Genomic DNA, 20658 nt, shown 5'->3' with positions numbered 1-20658 from the left:
GGGAATTGCACGGGGCCGCCCTGCGGCACACCCTGAGGGTAGCCCGCAGGCAGGAAAGCGGGCCAGATGGAAACGAGGTTTTCGCCAGACGCGTGCGGGCGGATGGTGGGACCCCATCCGCCCATACCGCGTAGCACCCCGACTCTGACCGAAGAGCGGAATTTGGAGCCGCGGACATGACCGACGCTACAGGTGACAGCGGAGATCGCAGGGGCGGATGGTCGCGATTGACCATCGCCGCCAATCGCTGGTTCTGGCGCAGGCCCAACGACTACGCGAGGGAGCAAGGCTGGGAGATCGACAGGTCCGGCTGGGGCGGGCGACGCTACCACGACCCCAGGTTCGAGGCGCGCAAGAAGGAGATCCTGGAGTCGCCGCCCCAGGACGAGCCGGTCAGCGAACCGCCTCCGCGCAAGTTCAGCCCCGGGGACGGATTCCCCAGGAAGCACCCGAAGATAGCCAGGGCACACGACCTCGTCGCCACCACGGGCCTGGTCTGGCGATGGAGGACCGAGATCGCCCTGGCCGTCGCCGTTCCGATGGTCGCCGTCCCGCTGTTCCAGTGGCTCGGGCCGGTGGCGGCGGCACTGCTCGCGGGGGCGGTGCTCGCCGGCGGCACGATCCCACCCGTACGCAGGGCGGCCGGACGCGTGGCGCTACGCCACCGCTTCCAGGGGCTCTGCCTGCGTACGTCGATGCGCACCCCCGAGGGACGCCTGCCCCTCATCGTCCGCATGCGGTCGACGCCGGACGGCACGGCGCTGCTGATCTGGTGCAGGTCGGGCATGAGCCCGGAACTGTTCGAGGACTACATCCCCGAGATCCGGGTGGCCTGCTTCACCAAGGAGGTGACCTTCTCCCGCCACCCCCGCTGGGCCCATCTGCTCACGATCGAGCTGAAGCGGGCTTGAACCCTCGGTGCATGGCGACGATCCCCATCGTGAGATTGCGCCAGGCCACCCGTTCCCAGCCGGCGCCCTGGATCGTCCGGGCCAGCGTCGGCTGGTCGGGCCAGTCTCTGATCGACTCGGCCAGGTATTCGTAGGAGTCGTCGTTGGACCCGAACACCCTGGCCATCTTCGGCAGCAGCCGCATCAGGTATTCGCGGTAGACCCGGTCGAACGCGCCGACCGTCACGTGCGAGAACTCCAGGACCACCAGACGCCCGCCCGGCTTGGTGACCCGCAGCATCTCCCGCAGCGCCTGAGAGGTGTCGTGCACGTTGCGCAGCGCGACCGAGATCGTCACCGCGTCGAACACCCCGTCGGCGAACGGCAGCCGCAGCGCGTCACCCGCGATGAACGGCACCCCCGGCCCCGACAGCGCGTTGCCACCGTGGCGCCGTACGCCGGTGCTCAGCATGCCGAACGAGAAGTCGGAGGCGATGGCCCGCGCGCCCAGCGTGGTGAACGCGTCGGTGGACGTGCCGGTGCCGGCTCCCAGATCGAGGACGATCTCACCGGGCCCCGCGTCGACGGCGGCGGCCACCGCCTTGCGCCACAGCCTGACCTGCCCGAGGGAGATCACGTCATTGACCAGGTCGTAGCGCCGGGCCGTGCGATCGAACATCGCGGCGACCTCGCCCGGCTGTTTGTCCAATTGAGCGCGCGTCATACGCACAGCCTATGGGGACGACGCCCCAATCTCTCTGAGAGGGGCTATCGGGACAATCAACGGAAAGTAGCCGCGAGACTACCGAACGTCTGCTAGAACTTGGCGAATGCTTGCCCGTGTCGCCCTTGCGGCGATCATCGCCTCGGCTCCCGTCGCGCATTCGAGCGTCGTGTCGGCCGACCCGATCGACAGCACCCCTCATGTGCTCGACGGCATCGTCAACGCCATCGCCGTCGTCGGCGGCACCGTCATCGTCGGCGGCTCGTTCAGTGAGGTGAGCGACGCCGCCCGCGCCACCACCTACCCGCGCGACAACCTCTTCGCCTACGACCTGGCCACCGGCCGCGTGCTGCCGCACTTCGCGCCGAGCGTCTCGGGCCCGGTGTACGGCCTGGCCGCGGGCGAGGGCGGCACCGTCTACGTGGGAGGCGAGTTCCACGGTGTCGACCACGGGCGCTCCAGGGCGCTGGCCCGGCTCAGCCTGGCCGACGGCTCGCTCGTGCCCGGCTTCGCGCCGCGCATCGGCGGCGGGATGGTGACCTCGCTGGTCAGGCAGGGCGCCAAGCTCTATGTGGGGGGCGACTTCAGCAGCCCGCGCACCGCGCTGGCCAGGCTCGACGCGGCCACGGGCGCGCCCGACCCGGCGTTCGCCATCATCCCGGACGGGCCGCTGACCTCACAGGTGAAGGTCTACGCGCTGGCCGTCTCGGGCGGCCGGCTGGCGGTGGACGGCTCGTTCACCACGCTCGACGGCCATTCCCGGCCCCAGCTCGGGCTGATCGACGTCAGCGGCGCCACGGCGAAAGTCGCCCCCTGGCGCACCGAGGCGTACGCGCGCCGCTGCGCGAGCGCGTTCCCCTCATACGTCCGCGGCCTCGATTTCTCACCGGACGGAAAGTATTTCGTGGTCGTCACCACCGGCGGCCCCAAGGGCGGGATGTGCGACACCGCCGCCCGGTACGAGACCTACGCGCGAGGCTCCGCCATCAGGCCGACCTGGGTCAACGCCACAGGGGGCGATTCGCTCTACGCGGTGGCGGTGACCGGCTCGGCGGTGTACGTCGGCGGGCATCAGCGCTGGCTGGACAATCCGCAGGGGCGGGACTCGCGGGGCCCGGGAGCGGTGTCACGGCCGGGGATCGGCGCCATTCATCCGCGTACCGGAAAGGCGCTGAGTTGGAATCCCGGGCGGGAGCGCGGCATCGGCGTGAAGGCGTTTTACACGCATAGCAGAGGACTACTTGTCGGTAGCGACACAACGAGACTCGGACGGGAGTACCATGCCCGGATTGGCATGTTCCCCCTGCCCTAGTCGCCTTGCGGCTTCGGCCGGTCGACCCTGTCGCTGATACGCGTGCTCAACGCGTCGCGCTGCCTGGACAGCAGGACGTAGCTCGCAATGCCGCTGATCAAGAAAGAAACCAGGATCAGCGCCAGCGGGTTTGTCAGGCCGAGCAGGGGGCCGATCAGGTACAGCACACCCAGGGTCACAACAAACAGGCCGATCCGCGACGCGGTGTAAACGAGAACGGTACGCACAGGTCGAGGTTACTCGGACCTGCCCTGCGGTCGCTCTTCGCATCGGACGCGGGCGCTGCTACTGTTCCAGTTAGGGAGTTTCGTAAAGAAACACCCACGAGAGCCCCAAAGAGGCTCTATCATATAACAATCGGGCAGTCAGCTGATAACAACCCGTGATCTTTGTCGAAAACCACGGATAAATCAGGCTTCGCTCGACACACTTGTTACCTGTCCGCCCGCTGGCAGGAAGCGGGATGCGAGGGGGAGAGATTGGTGGAGAGTAGCAGCGAGCGTCTGCTGACCCCAGGAGAGGTTGCCGCCCTCTTCCGGGTAGACCCAAAGACGGTTACGCGCTGGGCTGCGGCAGGCCGCATCAGCAGTATCCGCACCCCCGGAGGGCACCGGCGCTTCCGCGAGTCGGAAGTTCACGCCCTTCTCCGAGGCGAGGACGTTCTTACGGCCGACAGGCCAGCAGGTGAGTCCCCGCGCGTCTGACGTTCCGTCTAGCCGGTGATCCGGCACGGTGGGCCGAGTAACAGCGGTCCGCCGCAGGTGGCACCCTCTGCACCTATGCCAGGATCACCGTCGGGCGGAACCCACTGTTCGCGTGCTTCCGGCCACACTTCCGTACGGCAAGCACAGGGCGGCGCCATCCGCCGACCGTGGCTGGCGCCTGTCCGTTCGCCTGATCAGGCGTCCTCCTGCTCCGCCTTGAAGGCCAGGAACTCGCGTTCGAGATCGTCGTTCTCCTCTTCCCAGCGCCGGCGGCGCGAGTCCGCCTCCTCTTCGGTCAGCGACTCCGGCAGCCACTGGTCGTAGTCGGGGTCACCGGGCTGTACCTCCACGTACGCGTTGCCGATCAGGTGCCCGTCCGCGCTGGTCAGGCTCTGCGGTACGCGCAACGTCCCGTCCGCGAGCCGGATGACGTACATGGCCGATCACCTAGATTCCGTAGCGCCTGTTGAAGAACAGCATGATGTCGAGCGCCATCCTCGTGTCACCCCCGAGCATGTCGACGAGGGCGGGGCGCTGACGAGAGGCGATGGCGGCGAAGGCGTCGGCGAAGAACTCCTTGCGGCCGAGCCCTCCTCCCTGACGGTGGAAGGTCGAGGCCAGCAGCGGCAGGGCCGTGTCATAGAGCCGGACGAACTCGGGCGAATCCGAGACCCAGTCGCCGTACGCCGAGTCGACGTCGTCGATCGCGTGACCGACCTCGTGCATCATCACGTCCGGCGTGGGAGAGGGACGGTCGCCCACCACGATCTTGCGGTCGCCGTACGCGCCGGCGCAGATGTCCCAGGTCGCGCGCCCCGACGGCAACGGGGCGCCGCGTAAGTAACTCATGTCGTCGAGGTCGGGGACGCCGCCGGGGCCGACGTAGATGCCTTCGAGGCCGGTCGCGAGCTTCTCCTTCAGCCGCTCGGGCAGCCGGGCCAGGCTCTCCACGGCGCGTACGACGTCGATGGGCGGCGGGCCCAGTCTGACGTCCCACTGGCGGTGCAGGATGCGCTCCAGCCTTCCGCAGTGGCGCAGGCCGTCGCCCAGCGAGGGCGCCTCGGGGCGGTTGGGCTGGGCCCTGGGGGGCTGGTCGTCAAGCTCGAAGTCGTACCAGGTGTAGCGGGGGCGCTCTTCGACGACGGCGGCGGGCAGGCGTTCGCCGCGTTCGCGTAGGGCGAAGCCGTCCCAGCTCGCCTCCCGGCGTTCGGTGTCCTGGACCGGCCACACCACGCGCTCGGGTTGCCCACCGCCCGGCCAGGAGATGCGTTCCCGGCCGCCGCCACCGCCACCGCTGCCGCCCCCTCCGCCTGCGCCGCTCAGCTCGCCGGTGCCCATCCGATTGCGCCGATCGGCCCCGTTGCGTCCCCTTGCGGCCAAGCGGGCCTCCTGATGCTTCTCGCGAGCGTAGGACCAGAACGAGCGGTCGGCGTTGGGAGGCGCCTCCCTACGGCGCGAGAAGAGGTAGGAACCGCGCCGCCACCAGCGGCCGCGCCTATGACGGCCCTTGTCACCGGTGAAGGCCATCGCACCTCTCAACGCCCGAGGAGCCCCGTGGACACCGCCCCATCGGGTTCCACCGTACGACGCGGATCTTCCCCTAGTCACCCGAAATGGGACATCGGGAAGCACGATCACGTCGCGGATGGCTTACAGTTCGGGCATGGCAGGTGTTCTGATCGGCCTGGCGCTGCTGGCCTTCTGGTTCTTCTCACTGTTCGACGTGGTCACTTCGCCCGAAGATGAGGTTAGGAACGTACCAAAAGCCCTCTGGATCCTGATCGTCGTATTGATCCCGATTCTTGGCGGCTTGGTGTGGATGGCGCGCGGCCGTCCACGGGCGCCGCGCACGCCGTGGCCCGTTCCCCCGGGTCCGGGCATGCCGAAGGGGCCGGACGACGACCCCGACTTCCTTCGTGACCTCGATCGCCGCATGCGCGGCGACGACTGACCTGACCCCGAGGTCCCCTTGAGAAAGGGGACCACCGGTTCTCCTGCGACTCCTGCGGCGAGAACGCGCTGTGCGCGGCTAGTCGACGTCGGCGTAGCTGTGCAGGCCGTCGATGAAGATGTTGACGCCGATCAGGTTGAACAGCAGGCAGCCGAACGCGACGAGCTGCACGATCGTCGCGTTCCTGCCCCGCCAGCCCGCCGTCGCCTTGGCGTGCAGGTAGGCGGCGTAGGCCACCCAGGTGATGAACGACCAGACCTCCTTGGGGTCCCAGCCCCAGTAGCGGCCCCAGGCGCGGTCCGCCCAGAGCGCGCCGGCGATGACGGCGAACGTCCACAGCGGGAAGGCGAAGACGATCGCCCGGTGGGCCACCCGCTCAAGGTCGGCGCGCGCCGGCAGGCGGGACACCCCGTCGCCGCGCAGCAGGTAGAGGACGCCCGCGACCCCCGCCAGCGTCAGCAGGCCGCTGGCGACGATGGCGGCGCTGACGTGGATGGCGATCCAGTAGGAGTCGAGCGCGGGCACGACCGGCCCGGCGGCCGTGTAGAACACCTTGACGGCCAGGCCGAGGCCGAGCGCGGCGGTGACCATGACGAAGGCGCCGAGGAAGCGGACGTTGTGGCGGAGCTGGGTGGCGAGGAACGCGGTCACGGCGGCGAAGCAGATCGCCACCACGAACTCGTACATGTTGCCCCAGGGCCACCGGTCCACGGACAGGCCGCGCGTGAGGATGGCGCCGAAGTTGGCGGCCCAGCCGAGCCAGGCCAGCACGAGAGCCGCCGTCCCCGCCCGGACGGCTCCGCGCGACGGCCCCTTCCCCGCAGGGGCATCGGTCACCGGCGCGTCGGCCGCCGGTTCGCCGGCTTCCGTCGCGGCGCCGGACGCGCCGACCGTGACCGGCTGTTTGGCGCCGACCGCCGCGGCGGCCTTGTCGGAACGGGCCCTGCCGAAGGCGAGTTCGATCGCGAACCCGACCATGGCGACGACATAGAGCAGGACGGCGGCGACGACGAACAGGTCGCTTAGCTCGGCGAGTTGCTCAGCGGACATCCTTTGCTCCTGCTGATAGAACCTTCACGATGTCGGCGAACTCCTCGGTGAAGCCCGCCGCGGAGCCCTCTGTACGGGTCAGACCGCCCACCTCGGCCCTGCCCTCGGTGATCCGCACGAACACCCGGCGACGGCGGATCATGAGCGAGGCCGCGATGGCGACGACCGCCAGGCCCCCGGCGATCAGGGCGGGAACGCGCCCAGGGTCGTAGGCCGTCTGGAGCGTGATCCACTCCTTGACCCCGGTGAACTCGAGCTTGCCCACTCCCCCGGGCAGGTCCACCGACTGCCCCACGGCCAGCGGCTTGGGCACCGCGGAGCCCATCACCAGCGGCTTGAGCTTCTTCATGACCTCCGGCTCGGCCAGCTCGTAGACCGACTGGGGTTTGCCGGAGCGTACGCCCAGGTCGCCGGAGAAGGCGCCCAGGAGTTGCACCTCGGGGTTGAGCTCGCCGGGGAAGGCGGAGGCGTGGGTGCCGTCGGTCAGCGGCACGCTGGTGGGCAGGAACCGCAGCAGGAACCCGAGCTGCTCCGGCTGCGCGTCGGGCGCCTTGAGCACGCACCCGGAGGTCATCGTGCCCTTCTCCTCGATCAGGCAGGGCACGGCCCCCTCGAAGGCGACCTGCCCCTTGCCGTCGGTGACCCGGAACACGGGCGCGTAGCCGTTGCCGATCAGGTAGGTCTGCGTGCCGTCGATCTCGAGTGGCTCGTTGACCTTGAGCACGTAGTCGCGGGCGGGCGCCTGCGGCGAGTCGTTGACCTTGAGGTAGGCCGAGTAGTCGAGCGCCTGCCCCCGCTTGTCGCCGGCGACCTGGTAGGCGACCTTGAACTCGGAGAGCTGGAAGGAGAACGGCTCCAGCGACTCGGCCGACACCTGGTTGCCCGGCATGAACCGGTCGTAGGCGGCCACGGTGTTGGCGAACCCGTCGCCCTCGACCACCAGGACGTTGCCCCGGTAGCCGAACAGGGAGCCGGCGCCGATCGCGAGCAGGATGCCGATCAGCGCGACGTGGAAGACCAGGTTGCCGGTCTCGCGCAGATAGCCCTTCTCCGCAGCCACCCAGCCGTCGCCGGTCACGACGCGGAAGCGCCGCCCGCGCAGCCGCCGGGCGGCCTCCTCGACGTCGAGGTCGCCCTCGACCGAGGCGTGGTGGGGCAGGCGGGACAGGTTCTTCGGCGCGGCGGGCGGCTTGCGGCGCAGCTCACGCAGGTAGACCGAGGTGCGCGGGATGATGCAGCCGATCAGCGAGGTGAACAGCAGCAGGTAGACGGCCGCGAACCAGGCCGAGGTGAACACCTCGAAGAGCTGGAACCTGTCGTACCACTCGGCCAGCGCCGGGTTCTGCTCGTAGAGCCGCGCGACCTTGTCGGGATCGACGCCGCGTTGCGGCACCAGCGAGCCGGGCACCGAGCCGAGCGCGAGCAGGAACAGCAGGATCAGCGCCGTCTTCATCGAGGTGAGCGTGCGCCAGCCCCAGCGCAGCCAGCCCACCAGCCCGAACGAGGCCCGGTTGGGGGACTGCTCCTTCTCCAACTCCTGGACGCTCATCAGATCACCGGCTCGAAGGAGCCGATCATTCCCTGCATGGCCGCGATCATTTGTCCCCAGAGTCCGCTCACCAGCAGCACGCCGACGGCCACCATCATGCCGCCGCCGATCCTGGTGATCAGGCGCGAGTGCTTACGGATGGCCCTGAACGTCCGCAGGGCCCTGCTGTACGCCAGCGCCGCCACCACGAAGGGCAGGCCGAGACCCAGGGCGTACGCGACGGCGAGGAGGGCGCCGCGGGTGGCGCTGCCCTCGTTGAGCCCGAGCGTCAGCACGACGGCCAGCGTGGGCCCGATGCACGGCGTCCACCCCAGCCCGAACACCACCCCGAGCAGCGGCGCGCCGGCCAGGCCCGCCGCCGGGAGCCGGTGGATGCGCACGTCGCGCATCAGCCCGGGCAGCAGGCCCAGGAAGGCCAGCCCGAGCAGGATGGTCAGCACGCCGAGCACCCGCGTGATGATCTCGGCGTTGCCCAGCATGGCCGCGCCGAGCCCGCCGAACAGCGCCCCGCTGAGCACGAACACGACCGCGAACCCGGCCACGAACAGCAGCGCCCCGAGCACCAGCCGCCCCCGTTTGGGGTCGGCGCTCATGCCGGTGACGTAGGACAGGTAGCCGGGCACCAGCGGCAGCACGCACGGCGACAGGAACGACACCACCCCGGCGAGCACCGCGATCGGCACCGCGAGCAGCAGCGAGCCCGAGGCGACGACGTCACTCATCGCGCACCTTGGTCACCGCGTTCATCAGGTCGGTGTATTTGACCGCGCCGAGCGCCCTGGCCGCGATCCTGCCCTGCGCGTCGATGATCAGCGTGGACGGGATGGCCGCGGGCGGCACCGTGCCCTGGAAGGCCAGCGCCACCTTGCCCGGCTGGTCGAAGATGTGGGGGTAACCGGTCTGCTCGGTCCGCTCGAACGCCTTCGCGTCGGCCTGGCGGTCCTTGAAGTCGACGCCGAGGAACTCCACGCCGCTGGCCTTGGTCTTGGCCGCGACCTCCTTGAGCACCGGCGCCTCGGCCCGGCACGGGCCGCACCACGAGGCCCAGAAGTTGAGCACGACGACCTTGCCCTTGTGCGCGGCCAGCGAGGCGGTGGCGCCGTCGAGGGTCGGCCCTTCGATCGCGGGGGCGGGCTTGCGCTCGCTCGCGGCGAACACCTGCAACTTCCCGTCACCCGCGACGAAGCGGGTGTCACCCGCCTGCGGCTGACCGCCCTGGTTGCCGGCGCAGCCCGCGGCCAGCACGGCCAGGAGAATGAGGGAGAGGGACTTGGCGCGCACGGAGGAAGATCTCCTTGTACTACAACCGGTAGAGCTTGCAACTCTACCGGGGTGCCCCCATGGCCCGGACATCAGGCCCCGGGGATGGACGGTCCCGTGTCCAGTGAGCCCGCCGGCTCGCTGTAGCCGATGCTGATCAGGCGATCGCCGTCGAACGTCAGCGTGGTGAGGCTGGCCAGCGCGCACTGCCTGCGCCGCGGGTCGTGCCAGAGCCTGCGGCCCTCGGCGGCCGACCTGATCGCCCAGATCGGGAGCTGGTGACTGACGAGGACCGTCTCGTGCCCCCGGGCCGCCGCCCTGGCCTCGTCGATCATCGACTTCATGCGCGCCACGATTGCCGGGTAGGCCTCGCCCCAGGACGGGCGCAGCGGGTTCCAGAAATAGCGGTAGTTGCGCGGGTTGCGCAGCACCGCCATGCCCTGGCCCAGCCTGCGGCCCTCAAGGAGGTTGCCCGCCTCGATCAGGCGCTCGTCCTGGACGATCTCGAGGCCGAGCTTGTCGGCCAGCGGTGTGGCCGTCTCGACCGCGCGCTCCATCGGCGAGCTGTAGAGCACGGCGATGTCACGGCCGCCGATCGCCTTGGCGACCGTCTCGGCCATGAGCTGACCGGTCTCCGACAGGTGGAAACCGGGCAGCCTGCCGTAGAGGATGCCCCCGGGGTTGTGCACCTCACCGTGGCGCAAAAGGTGAACGACGGTGGTTTCAGCCATGGTGCGCACAGCCTATCCGGTCGGCCGGGCCACACGGCCGTGCCGGATCCGGCGAAGGTAAAGTCGGGGCTTCGGAAGGAGCCGCCGAGTGAGTCCATGGGCACTCGCCCTCATCCTCGTCGCCGCGGTCGCCCACGCCGGCTGGAACCTGCTGAGCAAGCGGGCCTCGCAGGCCGACGGACTCGTCTTCGTCTGGCTGGCCGCCGTCGCCTCGACCGTGCTCTGGAGCCCGCTGTTCGCCGGGTTCCTCCTGGTCACGGGCACTGCCGTCACGTGGCGGGACCTCGCCGTGATCGGCGGCAGCACGGCCCTGCACCTCGGCTACTTCGTGCTGCTCCAGCGCGGCTACGGCAAGGGCGACCTGTCCGTCGTCTACCCCGTGGCGCGCGGCACGGGGCCGGTGCTGGCCAGCCTGGTGGCGGTGCTGTTCCTGGACGAGCGCCCGTCGCCCGCGGGTGTCGCGGGGATCGCGCTGGTCGGGATCGGGGTGTTCCTGATGGGCAGCGGAGGGCTTCGGGGGGTGGGCCCCGGGCTGGTGGTGGGGCTGTTCATCGCCGGCTACACGGTCTGGGACTCGCAGGTGGTGAGCGCGTTCGCCGTGGCGCCCGTGGTGCTCAACTACCTGACGGACACCGGCCGCGCCCTCGTGCTCACGCCCTTCGTGCTGGGGACGCGGCGGCGCCTGGTGGCGCCGGTCTGGCGGGAGCATCGGTACCGGGTGGTGGGGGCGGCCGTCCTGATCTTCCTGTCGTACCTGCTGGTGCTGGTCGCGTTCACGATGGCACCGGTCAGCGTGGTGGCGCCGGCGCGCGAGATCAGCGTGCTGATCGCGGTGGTGCTCGGCGGGCGCCTGCTGGCGGAGGGCGACCTGCGGCGCCGCCTCCTGGCGGCGGCCGTGATCCTGGGCGGCGTCGTGGCGATCGCCCTGAGCTGACGGGCTGAGCGGACGGGGCCCTTAGGTGACCGCCCAGGCGTTCTCCTGTTTCCTGCTCGATTCGGCCAGTGCCTCCACCGCGGCCCTGATCGCGGGGCGGCGGGCCGCGTCCGTGCGCCAGACCGCGTAGATGCGCCGCGTCTGGCGCGGCCGGATCGGTACGAGGCTCACCCCGTCGGGCACGCAGTCCCGGCCGAGCCGCGGCACGATCGCGCAGCCCAGCCCGGCCGCCACCAGGGCGAGCTGGGTCGGGTATTCGTCGGCCATGCAGGCGATCACCGGCTCCAGCGAGGCGCTGCGCAGCGTGAAGACCAGCCAGTCGTGGCAGACCGTGCCGGGCGTGGAGCTGATCCACCGCTCGCCGTGCAGCGCGGCCAGCTCCAGTTCCTTGCCGCCGGCCAGCGGATGACCGGCGGGCACGGCCACGTCGGCGATGTCGTCGAGCAGCGTGGCCTTGGACAGGCCGTCGGGCAGCGCCATCGGCCGGTTCAGCCAGTCCTGGATCACGCCGAGGTCCAGCTCTCCCCTGGCCACCTCGCGCACCACGCGCTCGGGCTCGCGCTCGTTGAGCTGCACCCACAGGTCGGGGTGACGCTCCTTGAGCGCGGCGAGGGCCCCCGGCATGAGGCCGCGGACGGCGGTGGGGAAGGCGGCGACGTTCAGCCGGCCGACGACCTCGCCGCGCAGCGCCTCGAAGTCCGCCTCGGCGGTCTCGACCAGGGCGAGGATGCGTTCGGCGTGATCGGCGAGCAGGCCGGCCGCGTCCGTCAGGCGCACGCCGCGCCCGTTGCGCTCCATGAGCCGGGCGCCGGTCTCGCGCTCCAGCTTGGCGATCTGCTGGGAGACGGCCGACGGGGTGACCATGAGCGCGTCGGCCGCCGCACCGACCGACCCGTAGACGTGCACGGCGTGAAGAGCCTTGAGCCGGTTCAAGTCCAACATGTAAGCCAGCCTAAACGGTTTAGCGTAGAAAGTCTCGCTTGTCATTGAATGTGTAGCAGATGAAAATAGATGCATGAGAATCCTGAAGACGAACAAGCAGCGCTCCGGCTCCGTGTCGTACCTCAAGGTGCTTGCCGAGCAGGCCCGCGACCAGCGCATCCGCTACCAGAAGCCCGCTCGCTGAGTGAGCCCCCGTCACCTCGCCCTCGCCGTCGGCCTCGCGGCCGTCTGGGGCTTCAACTTCGTGGTCATGCAGGTGGGCCTGCGCCACTTCCCGCCCCTGCTGTACGCGGGAGTCAGGTTCGCCATGGCCGCGTTCCCCGCCCTGCTCTTCGCGGGCCGGCCGGGAGTCCCATGGCGCTGGGTCGCGGGGGTGGCGGCCACCATCGGAGTGGGCCAGTTCGGTCTGCTGCTCGTCGGTATGCGAGCGGGCATGCCGGCCGGGCTGACCTCTCTCGTCCTGCAGATGCAGGCACTGTTCACCGTGCTCTTCGCGGTGACGCTGCTCGGGGAGCGGCTCACCGCCCGGCGTGTGCTCGGACTGACCGTCGCGTTCGGCGGCCTGGCCCTGGTCGCGTTCGACTTCGGCGTGTCGGGCCCGCTGGGGGCCTTCGCCCTGTGCGTGGCCGCCGCGGCCGCCTGGGGCCTGGGCAACGTCGTCCAGCGCCGCGCCGCCCCGCCCGACTCCCTGCGTTTCATGGTCTGGGTCAGCGCCTTCTCGGCGCCCCCACTCCTGCTCATGTCGCTGGTGCTGGAGGGCCCCCCCGTGCTGAGCTCGCCGCCTGAGGGCTGGCTGTCGCTCGTGTACGTGGCCTTCATCTCCACGCTCGGCGGCTTCGGCGTCTGGGGCTGGCTGCTGCGCCGCTACGACGCCTCGACCGTGGCGCCGTACACGCTGCTCGTGCCGGTCTTCGGCATGTCGTCGGCCGCCCTCGTCACCGGCGAGCCGCTGTCCTGGCCGAAACTTCTGGCGGCGGCGCTCATCGTCTCCGGCGTTCTCTACGCCGGCACCAAGCCCCGCCGCGCGCTCGTCGCGACCGGTTAGAGGACCGCCGCGGCCGCCTTCGCCGCGGCCGGAAGGGCGTCGGCGACACGGCCGAGAGCCTCGTCGTCGTGCGAGGCCGACAGGAACCACGCCTCGTAGGCCGACGGCGGCAGATAGACGCCCTGGTCGAGCATCGCGTGGAAGAACGCGGTGAACGCGGCCGTGTTCTGGGTCTTGGCCGTCTCGAAGTTCGTCACCTCGGCGTCGGTGAAGAAGATCGAGAACAGGCTGCCCGCCCGCTGCAGCCGATGCGGCACCCCCGCCGCCGCCAGCGCCTCGGAGGCGGCCCGGCCGACCGTCAGAGCGGCGGCGTCGACCCGCGCGTAGGCCCCGGCGTCGAGCGCCCGCAGCGTGGCCAGCCCGGCCGCGCACGCGAGCGGGTTACCCGACAGCGTGCCCGCCTGGTAGACCGGCCCCTCCGGCGCCAGGCAGGCCATCACGTCGGCCCGGCCGCCGAACGCCGCCGCCGGCAGGCCGCCGCCCATGACCTTGCCGAACGTCATCAGGTCGGCCCGCACGGGGTCGAGGCCGTACCAGCCGGAGGGCGAGACGCGGAAGCCCGTCAGCACCTCGTCGACGATCAGCAGCGCCCCGTTGGCCGTGCACAGCTCGCGCAGGCGCGCGTTGAAGCCGTCGCCGGGCGGGACGACGCCCATGTTGGCCGGGCACGCCTCGGTGATCACGCACGCGATGTCGGCCGTCGTGAAGGCCTGCTCGACGGCCTCGATCGCGTTGTACGGCAGCACGATCGTGTCCGCCGCCGACGCCCCCGTCACACCGGGCGTGTCGGGCAGCCCGAACGTCACCACCCCGGACCCCGCCGCGGCCAGCAGCGCGTCGACGTGCCCGTGGTAGCACCCGGCGAACTTGATCACCTTGGACCGCCCGGTGAACCCGCGGGCCAGCCGCACCGCGCTCATCGTCGCCTCGGTGCCCGAGCTGACCAGGCGCACCTTCTCGACGGGGGCGACCCTGGCGACGATCTCCTCGGCCAGCTCGACCTCGCCCTGGGTGGCGGTGCCGTAGGAGAACCCGCCGGCCACGGCCTCGGAGACGGCCTCGACGACGGCGGGGTGGCGGTGCCCGAGGATCATCGGGCCCCAGGAGCAGACCAGGTCGACGTAGCGGTTGCCGTCGACGTCGGTGATGTAGGGGCCCTGCCCGGCGGCCATGAAGCGCGGCGTGCCGCCCACCGCGCCGAACGCGCGCACCGGAGAGTTGACGCCTCCGGGCACGATCTCGCGGGCACGGGCGAACAGGGCGTCGGAGTTCTGTGTACGGCTCACGCGCTCCAGGTTATCCGCGCACCACGCCGGTCTCGTACGGCACCTGGAGCGGGACGCTCAGTCCGCCAGCCACTCCAGGACGCGCAGCGGGTCGGGCAGCGGACGCCCGTCCGGAGGGCGGAGCCAGGTGACGGGCTGACCCGTCGGGAGGGCCGAGGGCGGCGCGAGGACGTAGCTGTCGCGGCAGTGCCAGCGCAGCCCCGGTGTGTCGTCGATCGTGGCCGGGTCGCAGTCGAGCTGGCACGACCACCACTCGTCCTCGTCCTCCGGATTGCCCCGCGTGGCCACATAAAACAGAACCCGGTCGCCGTTGGCGGCGACCGGGCCTGAGTGGGCTTCGGCCCTGTCGATCCGGGTGAGGGCCGACAGGCCGGTGGCGAGCGGTACGTCGAAGACGTCGAACACGCGCCCCGTGGGCAGGATGACGTTGGCCTCGGGCTCTGCCTGCCACCAGCGCGTGAGCAGGGCGGCGTCCGTCGTGGCCTGCACGTGCCAGGCGGGCGAGAGCGGATGCGCGCCCGGGTCCGGACAGCCGAGGCGGTCACAGGAGCAGGCGCGCGACCCGTGACGAAGTGGATAGGCACCCGGCACCACGGGCCAGCCCAAGGCGGCGTATTCGAGCACAGTGCCGATCCGAGTCGGCCGCGACCGTTTTTTGGTACGCCGAACCAGTGGTACCCCCACCATTGGTGTCTCCCGTCGAGTCCAAGTGCCTGAGGTGGTCCCGGCTCCGGGCGTCAGCGGAATCTGCGCCTACGCACCCGCGGGACACACCAGCACTTGTTATGGCACTCTAACGCACAGGCCCCAGGACTTGACGGGAAACCCCTTGGTTACAGCCCGCGTGCCACTTCCGTGGCCCAGTACGTCAAGATCAGATCCGCTCCGGCCCGCTTGATCGCGACCAGGGACTCCATGATCATCCGGTCTCGGTCGACCCAGCCGTTGGCCGCGGCGGCCTCGATCATGGCGTATTCGCCGCTGACCTGGTAGGCGGCCACCGGCACGTCCACCTCATCGCGGACGCGCGTGATCACGTCGAGATAGGCCAGCGCGGGCTTGACCATGACCGCGTCGGCGCCCTCCGCCAGGTCGAGCCGCACCTCGCGCAGCGCCTCCCCCAGCGGCCCGGCGGGGTCCTGCTGGTGGGAGCCGCGGTCGCCGAACTGCGGCGCGCACTCGGCGGCCTCGCGGAACGGGCCGTAGAAGGCCGAGGCGTATTTGACGGAGTAGGCGAGGATCGGCACGTTCGCGTGACCGGCGGCGTCGAGTGCCGCGCGGATCGCGCCCACCTGGCCGTCCATCATCCCGCTCGGTGCCACCATCTGCGACCCGGCCTCGGCCTGGGCCACCGCGACCGAGGCGTACCGCTCCAGCGTGGCGTCGTTGTCGACGTCACCGGACGGGGTCAGGATCCCGCAGTGCCCGTTGTCGGTGAACTCGTCGAGGCAGGTGTCGGCCATCACCACGATGGCGTCGCCGACCTCGGCGTTCACGTCGCGCAGGGCCTTCTGCAGGATGCCGTCGGGGTCGTCGGCGGCCGAGCCGCGCGCGTCCTTCACCTGGGGGATGCCGAACAGGATGAGCCCGCCCACGCCGGCCTCCGCGGCCTCGTGGGCGGCCTTGCGCAGGGAGTCGCGGGTGTGCTGCACCACGCCGGGCATCGAGGCCACGGGCTGCGGCTCGGTGATGCCCTCCTTGACGAACATGGGCAGGATCAGGTCGGCCGGGTGCAGCCGGGTGCCCGACACCATGCGACGCAGGGCCGGGCTGCGCCGCAGCCGCCGGGGGCGGGCGACGGGGTATTGGGCGCTCACTTGGCTCTCCTCCTGGCGCCACGGCGGTTCTGCGAGGGCCTGCGCGGGGTGTCACCCGCGGCCACGGCCGCCTGGCGCTGCTTGGCTCCGTACTCGGCCACCGCGGCGGCCAGGGCGGAGGCTGACGGTTTGTCGGCCATGACGTCGACCCGGAGCCCGAACTCCTCGGCCGTCTTGGCCGTCTGCGGCCCGATGACCGCGATCACGGTGACGTTGTGCGGCTTGCCCGCGATGCCCACGAGGTTGCGCACGGTGGACGAGGACGTGAAGAGCACGGCGTCGAAGCCGCCGCCCTTGATGGCCTCGCGGATGGGCGCGGGCGGCGGGGCGGCCCGCACGGTCCGGTACGCGGTGACGTCGTCGCACTCCCAACCCAGCTCGGTGAGCCCGGCGACGAGCGTGTCGGTGGAGATGTCGGCTCTGGGCAGCAGCACCCGGTTGATCGGGTCGAGCATCGAGTCGTAGGGCGGCCACTCGGCCACCAGCCCCTCGGACGACTGCTCGCCGGAGGGCAGCAGGTCGGGCTTGACCCCGAACTCCACCAGAGCCCGCGCGGTGGCGTCGCCCACGGCGGCCACCTTGAGCCCGGCGAAGGCACGGGCGTCGAGGCCGTATTCCTCGAACTTCTCGCGTACGGCCTTGACCGCGTTGGAGCTGGTGAAGGCCACCCACTCGTAGCGGCCCGTGACCAGGCCCTTGATCGCGCGGTCCATCTGCTGCGGGGTGCGGGGCGGCTCGACCGAGATGGTCGGCACCTCCTCGGGCACCGCGCCGTAGGCGACGAGCTGGTCGGACAGGCTGCGCGACTGCTCTTTCGTACGGGGCACCAGCACCCGCCACCCGAACAGCGGCTTGGTCTCGAACCACGACAGCTTGTCGCGCAGCCCCACGGCCTCGCCGACCACGATCAGCGCCGGCTCGGTGATCCCGGCGTGCTTGAGGTCGGCCTGGAGACGGCCGAGCGAGGACACGACGGTGTACTGCTCGGTGGTGGTGCCGGCGCTGCTGACCGCGACGGGCGTGGTGTCGGGTTTGCCGCCGGCGACGAGGGCCTTGCCGATGGCCACGGCGTCGCCGATGCCGTTGTAGACGACCAGCGTGCCGCGGCTGGCGGCGTGGGAGGCCCAGTCTTGCTCCTGGGCGGCGTCGACGACCCTGAACTCGGGCACGGCCGTGGCCGCCGGGATGCCGGCGTAGGTCAGCACCGCGGTCGCGGGCGGCACGCCGGGCACGATCTCGAAGTCCACCTCCGCCGCGACGCAGGCCGCGACCTCCTCGGTGATCGAGGAGAACAGCATCGGGTCGCCCTCGCACAGGCGGACCACGAGCTGCCCCCGGGCGGCGCGCCGGACGAAGTCGCCCTCGACGACCTCGACGCCTTCACGGCAGTGGCGCAGCAACGGGGCTTGTGTTTCGGCGTCGAGCACCACCGCGTCGGCTTTGGCGAGCAGTTCGGCGGCGCGGAGCGTGAGCAGGTTGGGATCGCCGGGACCCGCGCCCACGAACGCGACGAAACCGGAGGTCGGACTATCGGAGCTCAATGGGAATGCTCCCCCATCAATCTGTCGGCCCCTTCGGCGATCATCTCGGCCGCGAGGAGGCGGCCCAGGTTAGCTGCCTCCGAAGGAGAGCCGGCGGCGGACTTGCGGACCGATTCGCGGCCGTCGATGGAGACGACCACGGCGGTCAGGTTCAGAGTTTGCCCGTCATCGGCCGCGAAAGCACCCACCGGAGCGGAGCACCCGGCCTCGAGGGCGTTCAGTACGGCACGCTCGGCGATCACCGCGGAGCGCGTGGACGGGTCGTCGAGCACGCTCAGGAACTCGATCAGGTCGGTGCGCTCGGAGAGGCACTCGACGGCCAGCGCGCCCTGGCCGGGGGCCGGCAGCAGCTCCTCGACCTCGAAGATCTGGGAGATCTCGCCGCTGCGGCCGATGCGGGTCAGGCCGGCCGCGGCCAGCACGACCGCGTCGAGCTCGCCCGAGGTGACCTTGCCGATGCGCGTGTCGGCGTTGCCGCGGATCGGCACGTATTCCAGGTCGGGGCGCAGCGCGTTGAGCATGGCGACCCGGCGCGGCGAGCCGGTGCCGACCCTGGCGCCGGTCGCGAGGTCGGCGAACTTGTGCGCGCCGACCAGCGCGTCGCGGTGGTCGTGCCGGGCGGGGATCGCGGCCAGCGTGAAGCGCGGGTCCTGCTTGGTCGGCAGGTCCTTGAGCGAGTGGACGGCGAAGTCGATCTCGTCCTCGATCAGCTTGTCGCGCAGCGCGCTGACGAACACGCCGGTGCCGCCGAGCTGCGCCAGGTGCGCCTTGGTCACGTCGCCGAACGTCGTGACGCCGACCAGCTCCACCCCGCGCCCGGTGCGCTCGGTGTAGGCGTCGGCCACCATTCCGGACTGCGTGGTCGCCATGAGACTGCGGCGGGTGCCCAGACGTAGAGTGCCGGACATCACAGCTCCACCTCCCTCACGGCCTCGGGCATCTTCGGATCCAGGTTGAACAACTCACGCAGGGCTTCCGCATAATGATCGCCTCCTGGGCAGGTGGCGAGCTGCTTGACACGCACAGTCGGCTCGTGCAGCAGTTTGTCAACGACCCGCCGCACGGTCATCGCGACCTCGTCCTTCGCGCGTTCGTCAAGGTCGGGCACGCGCATCAGCAGGCGCCCCAGCTCCGACTCGACCACGCTCGCCGCCTTGCTGCGCAGCGCGACCACGGTCGGGGTGACCTTGGCCGCCCGCTCGGCGTCGAGGAAGGCCCGCAGCTCTTCCTTGACGAGGGTGCGTACGGACTGGACGGCGTCGCCCTCGCGCGAGCCGATGCCTGATTCCTGGATCGTCTCCAGGTCGACCAGCGTGACGCCGGGGACGGCGCGCACGGCGGGGTCGATGTCGTGCGGCAGCGCCAGGTCCAGCAGGAACGCCGGCCCGGTCAGCATGCCGGGCGTGACGATGTGGCGGCCCGCGCCGGTGCAGGTGATGACGATGTCGGCCGCGGCCAGCTCGGCGGCCACGTCGGAGAACTCCACCGCCCGCCCGCCGACGGACTCGGCCAGCCGGGCGCCCCGCTCGTAGGTGCGGTTGGCCACGACGATGTCGGTGACCCCGGAGCGCGCCAGCGTGACGGCGGCCAGCGAGCTCATGGAGCCCGCGCCGATCACCAGGGCGCGCCGCCCGGCCAGGTCGCCCGCGAGGCCGAGGCCGGCGGAGACGAGGGAGGCGCCGGCCTGGTCGATGCCGGTGTCGTGGTGCGCCCGCTTGCCGACCCGCAGCGCCTGCTGGACCAGCTCGTTGAGGGTGGCGCCCACGGTGCCCTGGCGCTGCGCCAGCTTGAGGGCCTGGCGGACCTGGCCGAGGATCTGGCCCTCGCCGACGACCATGGAGTCGAGGCCGCACACCACGGAGAACAGGTGCTCGACCGCGCGCTCCTCGTAGTGCACGTAGAAGTGCGGCGCCAGCTCCTCGACCGGGACGCCCGAGTGGACGCCCAGCAGGCCGCTGATCGCCGTGACGGCGGCGTGGAAACGGTCGACCGTGACGTAGACCTCGACCCGGTTGCAGGTCGAGACCACCATGGCCTCCGCGACGCAGGGGTCGTCCTGCACGTCGTGCAGGAGCTTGACGAGCGCGTCACCCGTCATCGAGACGCGCTCGAGCAGCGCCACCGGTGCGGTCCGGTGGCTGAGTCCGATAGCCAGAACACTCATTGACTGTCCACCGCCATGAGTGGCCCCCCAGCCTTGCGTTGCTCGTGGAACGCGAGAATCTGCAGTTCGATTGATAGGTCGACTTTACGGACATCGACACTGTCCGGCACGGAAAGCACGACTGGGGCGAAGTTCAGGATGCTGGTTACGCCCACGGCGACCACACGATCGCACACTTCCTGCGCCGCTGCCGCCGGTGTCGCCAGAACCACGATCGAAACTCCACGCCGCGTGATCACGGCTTCCAGCCCGTCGATGTGCTCCACATTCAACCCCGCGATGCTGTCGCCCACGACTTCGGGGTCCGCGTCCACGAGCGCCGCGACCCGGAAGCCCCGGGAGACGAAACCGCCGTAGTTGGCGAGCGCGCGGCCGAGGTTGCCGACTCCGACGATCGCGACCGCCCAGTCCTGAGTCAGCCCGAGTTCGCGGGAGATCTGGTAGACGAGGTACTCGACGTCATAGCCTACGCCGCGAGTGCCATAAGAGCCCAGATGCGACAGATCTTTGCGCAGTTTGGCCGAGTTCACTCCGGCGGCCACGGCCAGATCCTCAGAGCTGACGGTCGCGATGCCCCGCTCGGCCATCCCGTGCAGCGCCCGAAGGTACAACGGAAGCCTGGCGACCGTCGCCTCGGGTATACCGCGGTCACGGGGCTGGGACGGGCTCTTCACGTGCCGGTGCTCCAGGGAACGGGCGGCTTGGGGACCGCGTGACGGAATCGAACCGTCTTTCAGGTTAATCCCTTTGTGAACCGA

23 protein-coding genes are annotated in these 20658 nt (G+C 70.6%); 6 read left to right on the top strand and 17 right to left on the bottom strand.

The features are described 5' to 3' along the window. The first annotated feature begins 176 nt into the window (after positions 1 to 176). A complete protein-coding gene (locus AB0I15_RS17940; RefSeq protein WP_358096087.1) occupies positions 177 to 911 on the top strand; it encodes a hypothetical protein in 735 nt (244 codons plus the stop codon). On the opposite strand, the gene AB0I15_RS17935 is transcribed toward AB0I15_RS17940, so the two are convergent. Further along, positions 886 to 1614, bottom strand: a complete 729-nt coding sequence (locus AB0I15_RS17935; protein ID WP_358096084.1) for a demethylmenaquinone methyltransferase — start codon at positions 1612 to 1614, stop codon at positions 886 to 888. The two genes, AB0I15_RS17940 and AB0I15_RS17935, sit on opposite strands and share 26 nt — an antisense overlap. Positions 1615 to 1720: 106 nt before the next feature. Here AB0I15_RS17935 and AB0I15_RS17930 point away from each other — a divergent pair, with 106 nt between their 5' ends. Further along, positions 1721 to 2926 (top strand): hypothetical protein, encoded by a 1206-nt coding sequence (locus tag AB0I15_RS17930; RefSeq protein ID WP_358096081.1) that lies wholly within the window; start codon positions 1721 to 1723, stop codon positions 2924 to 2926. On the opposite strand, the gene AB0I15_RS17925 is transcribed toward AB0I15_RS17930, so the two are convergent. Beyond that, complete coding sequence (locus tag AB0I15_RS17925; protein WP_358096077.1) at positions 2923 to 3153, bottom strand: DUF4229 domain-containing protein; 231 nt, start codon at positions 3151 to 3153, stop codon at positions 2923 to 2925. The two genes, AB0I15_RS17930 and AB0I15_RS17925, sit on opposite strands and share 4 nt — an antisense overlap. 255 nt (positions 3154 to 3408) lie before the next feature. Between AB0I15_RS17925 and AB0I15_RS17920 the strand changes: the two genes are divergently transcribed. Beyond that, the gene (locus AB0I15_RS17920; RefSeq protein WP_026214226.1) at positions 3409 to 3630 is read left to right on the top strand and encodes a BldC family transcriptional regulator; all 222 of its coding nucleotides are present in this window, start codon (positions 3409 to 3411) and stop codon (positions 3628 to 3630) included. 194 nt (positions 3631 to 3824) lie between these two features. Here the strand turns inward: AB0I15_RS17920 and AB0I15_RS17915 are convergent, their stop codons facing one another. After that, positions 3825 to 4067, bottom strand: coding sequence for a hypothetical protein (locus AB0I15_RS17915; protein WP_358096074.1), 243 nt, complete (start codon positions 4065 to 4067; stop codon positions 3825 to 3827). Between the two features lie 10 nt (positions 4068 to 4077). Next, a complete protein-coding gene (locus AB0I15_RS17910) occupies positions 4078 to 5010 on the bottom strand; it encodes a hypothetical protein (protein ID WP_358096072.1) in 933 nt (310 codons plus the stop codon). Between the two features lie 283 nt (positions 5011 to 5293). Here AB0I15_RS17910 and AB0I15_RS17905 point away from each other — a divergent pair, with 283 nt between their 5' ends. Beyond that, positions 5294 to 5581 carry a PLD nuclease N-terminal domain-containing protein gene (locus tag AB0I15_RS17905; protein WP_358096069.1) on the top strand — a complete coding sequence of 96 codons (288 nt, stop codon included), beginning with the start codon at positions 5294 to 5296 and terminating at the stop codon, positions 5579 to 5581. Positions 5582 to 5659: 78 nt separating this feature from the next. Here the strand turns inward: AB0I15_RS17905 and ccsA are convergent, their stop codons facing one another. The 5 genes from ccsA to AB0I15_RS17880 all read right to left on the bottom strand — a co-directional run bounded on the left by ccsA (position 5660) and on the right by AB0I15_RS17880 (position 10171). Further along, positions 5660 to 6631, bottom strand: coding sequence for a cytochrome c biogenesis protein CcsA (gene ccsA, locus AB0I15_RS17900; protein ID WP_358096067.1), 972 nt, complete (start codon positions 6629 to 6631; stop codon positions 5660 to 5662). Further along, a complete protein-coding gene (locus AB0I15_RS17895; RefSeq protein WP_358096064.1) occupies positions 6621 to 8180 on the bottom strand; it encodes a cytochrome c biogenesis protein ResB in 1560 nt (519 codons plus the stop codon). The genes ccsA and AB0I15_RS17895 overlap by 11 nt, the downstream gene beginning before the upstream one ends. After that, on the bottom strand, positions 8180 to 8902 hold the full coding sequence (locus AB0I15_RS17890; RefSeq protein ID WP_358096061.1) for a cytochrome c biogenesis protein CcdA: 723 nt from the start codon (positions 8900 to 8902) through the stop codon (positions 8180 to 8182). The genes AB0I15_RS17895 and AB0I15_RS17890 overlap by 1 nt, the downstream gene beginning before the upstream one ends. Further along, the gene (locus tag AB0I15_RS17885; RefSeq protein WP_358096058.1) at positions 8895 to 9461 is read right to left on the bottom strand and encodes a TlpA disulfide reductase family protein; all 567 of its coding nucleotides are present in this window, start codon (positions 9459 to 9461) and stop codon (positions 8895 to 8897) included. Before AB0I15_RS17885 ends, AB0I15_RS17890 begins: the two co-directional genes overlap by 8 nt. Positions 9462 to 9532: 71 nt before the next feature. Next, positions 9533 to 10171, bottom strand: coding sequence for a histidine phosphatase family protein (locus AB0I15_RS17880; protein WP_358096055.1), 639 nt, complete (start codon positions 10169 to 10171; stop codon positions 9533 to 9535). An 88-nt stretch (positions 10172 to 10259) separates the two neighbouring features. On the opposite strand from AB0I15_RS17880, the gene AB0I15_RS17875 reads away from it, so the two are divergent. Beyond that, entirely contained in the window at positions 10260 to 11105 is an 846-nt protein-coding gene (locus AB0I15_RS17875) for an EamA family transporter (protein ID WP_358096052.1), read from the top strand. Between the two features lie 21 nt (positions 11106 to 11126). On the opposite strand, the gene AB0I15_RS17870 is transcribed toward AB0I15_RS17875, so the two are convergent. After that, on the bottom strand, positions 11127 to 12047 hold the full coding sequence (locus AB0I15_RS17870; RefSeq protein WP_358096050.1) for a LysR family transcriptional regulator: 921 nt from the start codon (positions 12045 to 12047) through the stop codon (positions 11127 to 11129). A 184-nt stretch (positions 12048 to 12231) separates the two neighbouring features. Between AB0I15_RS17870 and AB0I15_RS17865 the strand changes: the two genes are divergently transcribed. Continuing rightward, a complete protein-coding gene (locus tag AB0I15_RS17865) occupies positions 12232 to 13092 on the top strand; it encodes an EamA family transporter (RefSeq protein ID WP_358096047.1) in 861 nt (286 codons plus the stop codon). Here AB0I15_RS17865 and hemL read toward each other — a convergent pair. The 7 genes from hemL to AB0I15_RS17830 form a co-directional block, all read right to left on the bottom strand. After that, positions 13089 to 14378, bottom strand: coding sequence for a glutamate-1-semialdehyde 2,1-aminomutase (hemL, locus tag AB0I15_RS17860; protein WP_358096044.1), 1290 nt, complete (start codon positions 14376 to 14378; stop codon positions 13089 to 13091). The genes AB0I15_RS17865 and hemL overlap by 4 nt on opposite strands. Positions 14379 to 14435: 57 nt before the next feature. Then, on the bottom strand, positions 14436 to 15065 hold the full coding sequence (locus AB0I15_RS17855) for a bifunctional DNA primase/polymerase (RefSeq protein ID WP_358096041.1): 630 nt from the start codon (positions 15063 to 15065) through the stop codon (positions 14436 to 14438). A 146-nt stretch (positions 15066 to 15211) separates the two neighbouring features. Further along, positions 15212 to 16195 (bottom strand): porphobilinogen synthase, encoded by a 984-nt coding sequence (gene hemB / locus AB0I15_RS17850; RefSeq protein WP_358096038.1) that lies wholly within the window; start codon positions 16193 to 16195, stop codon positions 15212 to 15214. Then, positions 16192 to 17736, bottom strand: a complete 1545-nt coding sequence (locus AB0I15_RS17845; RefSeq protein ID WP_358096035.1) for a bifunctional uroporphyrinogen-III C-methyltransferase/uroporphyrinogen-III synthase — start codon at positions 17734 to 17736, stop codon at positions 16192 to 16194. Before AB0I15_RS17845 ends, hemB begins: the two co-directional genes overlap by 4 nt. Continuing rightward, positions 17733 to 18644 (bottom strand): hydroxymethylbilane synthase, encoded by a 912-nt coding sequence (gene hemC, locus AB0I15_RS17840; protein WP_358096032.1) that lies wholly within the window; start codon positions 18642 to 18644, stop codon positions 17733 to 17735. Before hemC ends, AB0I15_RS17845 begins: the two co-directional genes overlap by 4 nt. Then, the gene (locus AB0I15_RS17835) at positions 18644 to 19900 is read right to left on the bottom strand and encodes a glutamyl-tRNA reductase (RefSeq protein WP_358096029.1); all 1257 of its coding nucleotides are present in this window, start codon (positions 19898 to 19900) and stop codon (positions 18644 to 18646) included. Before AB0I15_RS17835 ends, hemC begins: the two co-directional genes overlap by 1 nt. Beyond that, entirely contained in the window at positions 19897 to 20574 is a 678-nt protein-coding gene (locus AB0I15_RS17830; protein WP_358096026.1) for a redox-sensing transcriptional repressor Rex, read from the bottom strand. Before AB0I15_RS17830 ends, AB0I15_RS17835 begins: the two co-directional genes overlap by 4 nt. Between the last annotated feature and the right edge of the window lie 84 nt (positions 20575 to 20658).

Source organism: Nonomuraea sp. NPDC050643 (assembly GCF_040654715.1).
Classification (GTDB): Bacteria; Actinomycetota; Actinomycetes; order Streptosporangiales; family Streptosporangiaceae; genus Nonomuraea.
Note: the sequence above shows the minus strand (reverse complement) of the source record. Positions and strands in the feature narration are given on the sequence as shown.

Bases quoted from the DNA above. Each gene is read 5' to 3' on its own strand.
- hemC (WP_358096032.1), bottom strand. From the start codon at position 18,644: ATGTCCGGCACTCTACGTCTGGGCACCCGCCGCAGTCTCATGGCGACC.
- AB0I15_RS17870 (WP_358096050.1), bottom strand. From the start codon at position 12,047: ATGTTGGACTTGAACCGGCTCAAGGCTCTTCACGCCGTGCACGTCTAC.
- AB0I15_RS17905 (WP_358096069.1), top strand. From the start codon at position 5,294: ATGGCAGGTGTTCTGATCGGCCTGGCGCTGCTGGCCTTCTGGTTCTTC.
- ccsA (WP_358096067.1), bottom strand. From the start codon at position 6,631: ATGTCCGCTGAGCAACTCGCCGAGCTAAGCGACCTGTTCGTCGTCGCC.
- AB0I15_RS17940 (WP_358096087.1), top strand. From the start codon at position 177: ATGACCGACGCTACAGGTGACAGCGGAGATCGCAGGGGCGGATGGTCG.
- AB0I15_RS17915 (WP_358096074.1), bottom strand. From the start codon at position 4,067: ATGTACGTCATCCGGCTCGCGGACGGGACGTTGCGCGTACCGCAGAGC.
- AB0I15_RS17930 (WP_358096081.1), top strand. From the start codon at position 1,721: ATGCTTGCCCGTGTCGCCCTTGCGGCGATCATCGCCTCGGCTCCCGTC.
- AB0I15_RS17835 (WP_358096029.1), bottom strand. From the start codon at position 19,900: ATGAGTGTTCTGGCTATCGGACTCAGCCACCGGACCGCACCGGTGGCG.
- AB0I15_RS17880 (WP_358096055.1), bottom strand. From the start codon at position 10,171: ATGGCTGAAACCACCGTCGTTCACCTTTTGCGCCACGGTGAGGTGCAC.
- AB0I15_RS17935 (WP_358096084.1), bottom strand. From the start codon at position 1,614: ATGACGCGCGCTCAATTGGACAAACAGCCGGGCGAGGTCGCCGCGATG.
- AB0I15_RS17855 (WP_358096041.1), bottom strand. From the start codon at position 15,065: ATGGTGGGGGTACCACTGGTTCGGCGTACCAAAAAACGGTCGCGGCCG.
- AB0I15_RS17895 (WP_358096064.1), bottom strand. From the start codon at position 8,180: ATGAGCGTCCAGGAGTTGGAGAAGGAGCAGTCCCCCAACCGGGCCTCG.
- AB0I15_RS17890 (WP_358096061.1), bottom strand. From the start codon at position 8,902: ATGAGTGACGTCGTCGCCTCGGGCTCGCTGCTGCTCGCGGTGCCGATC.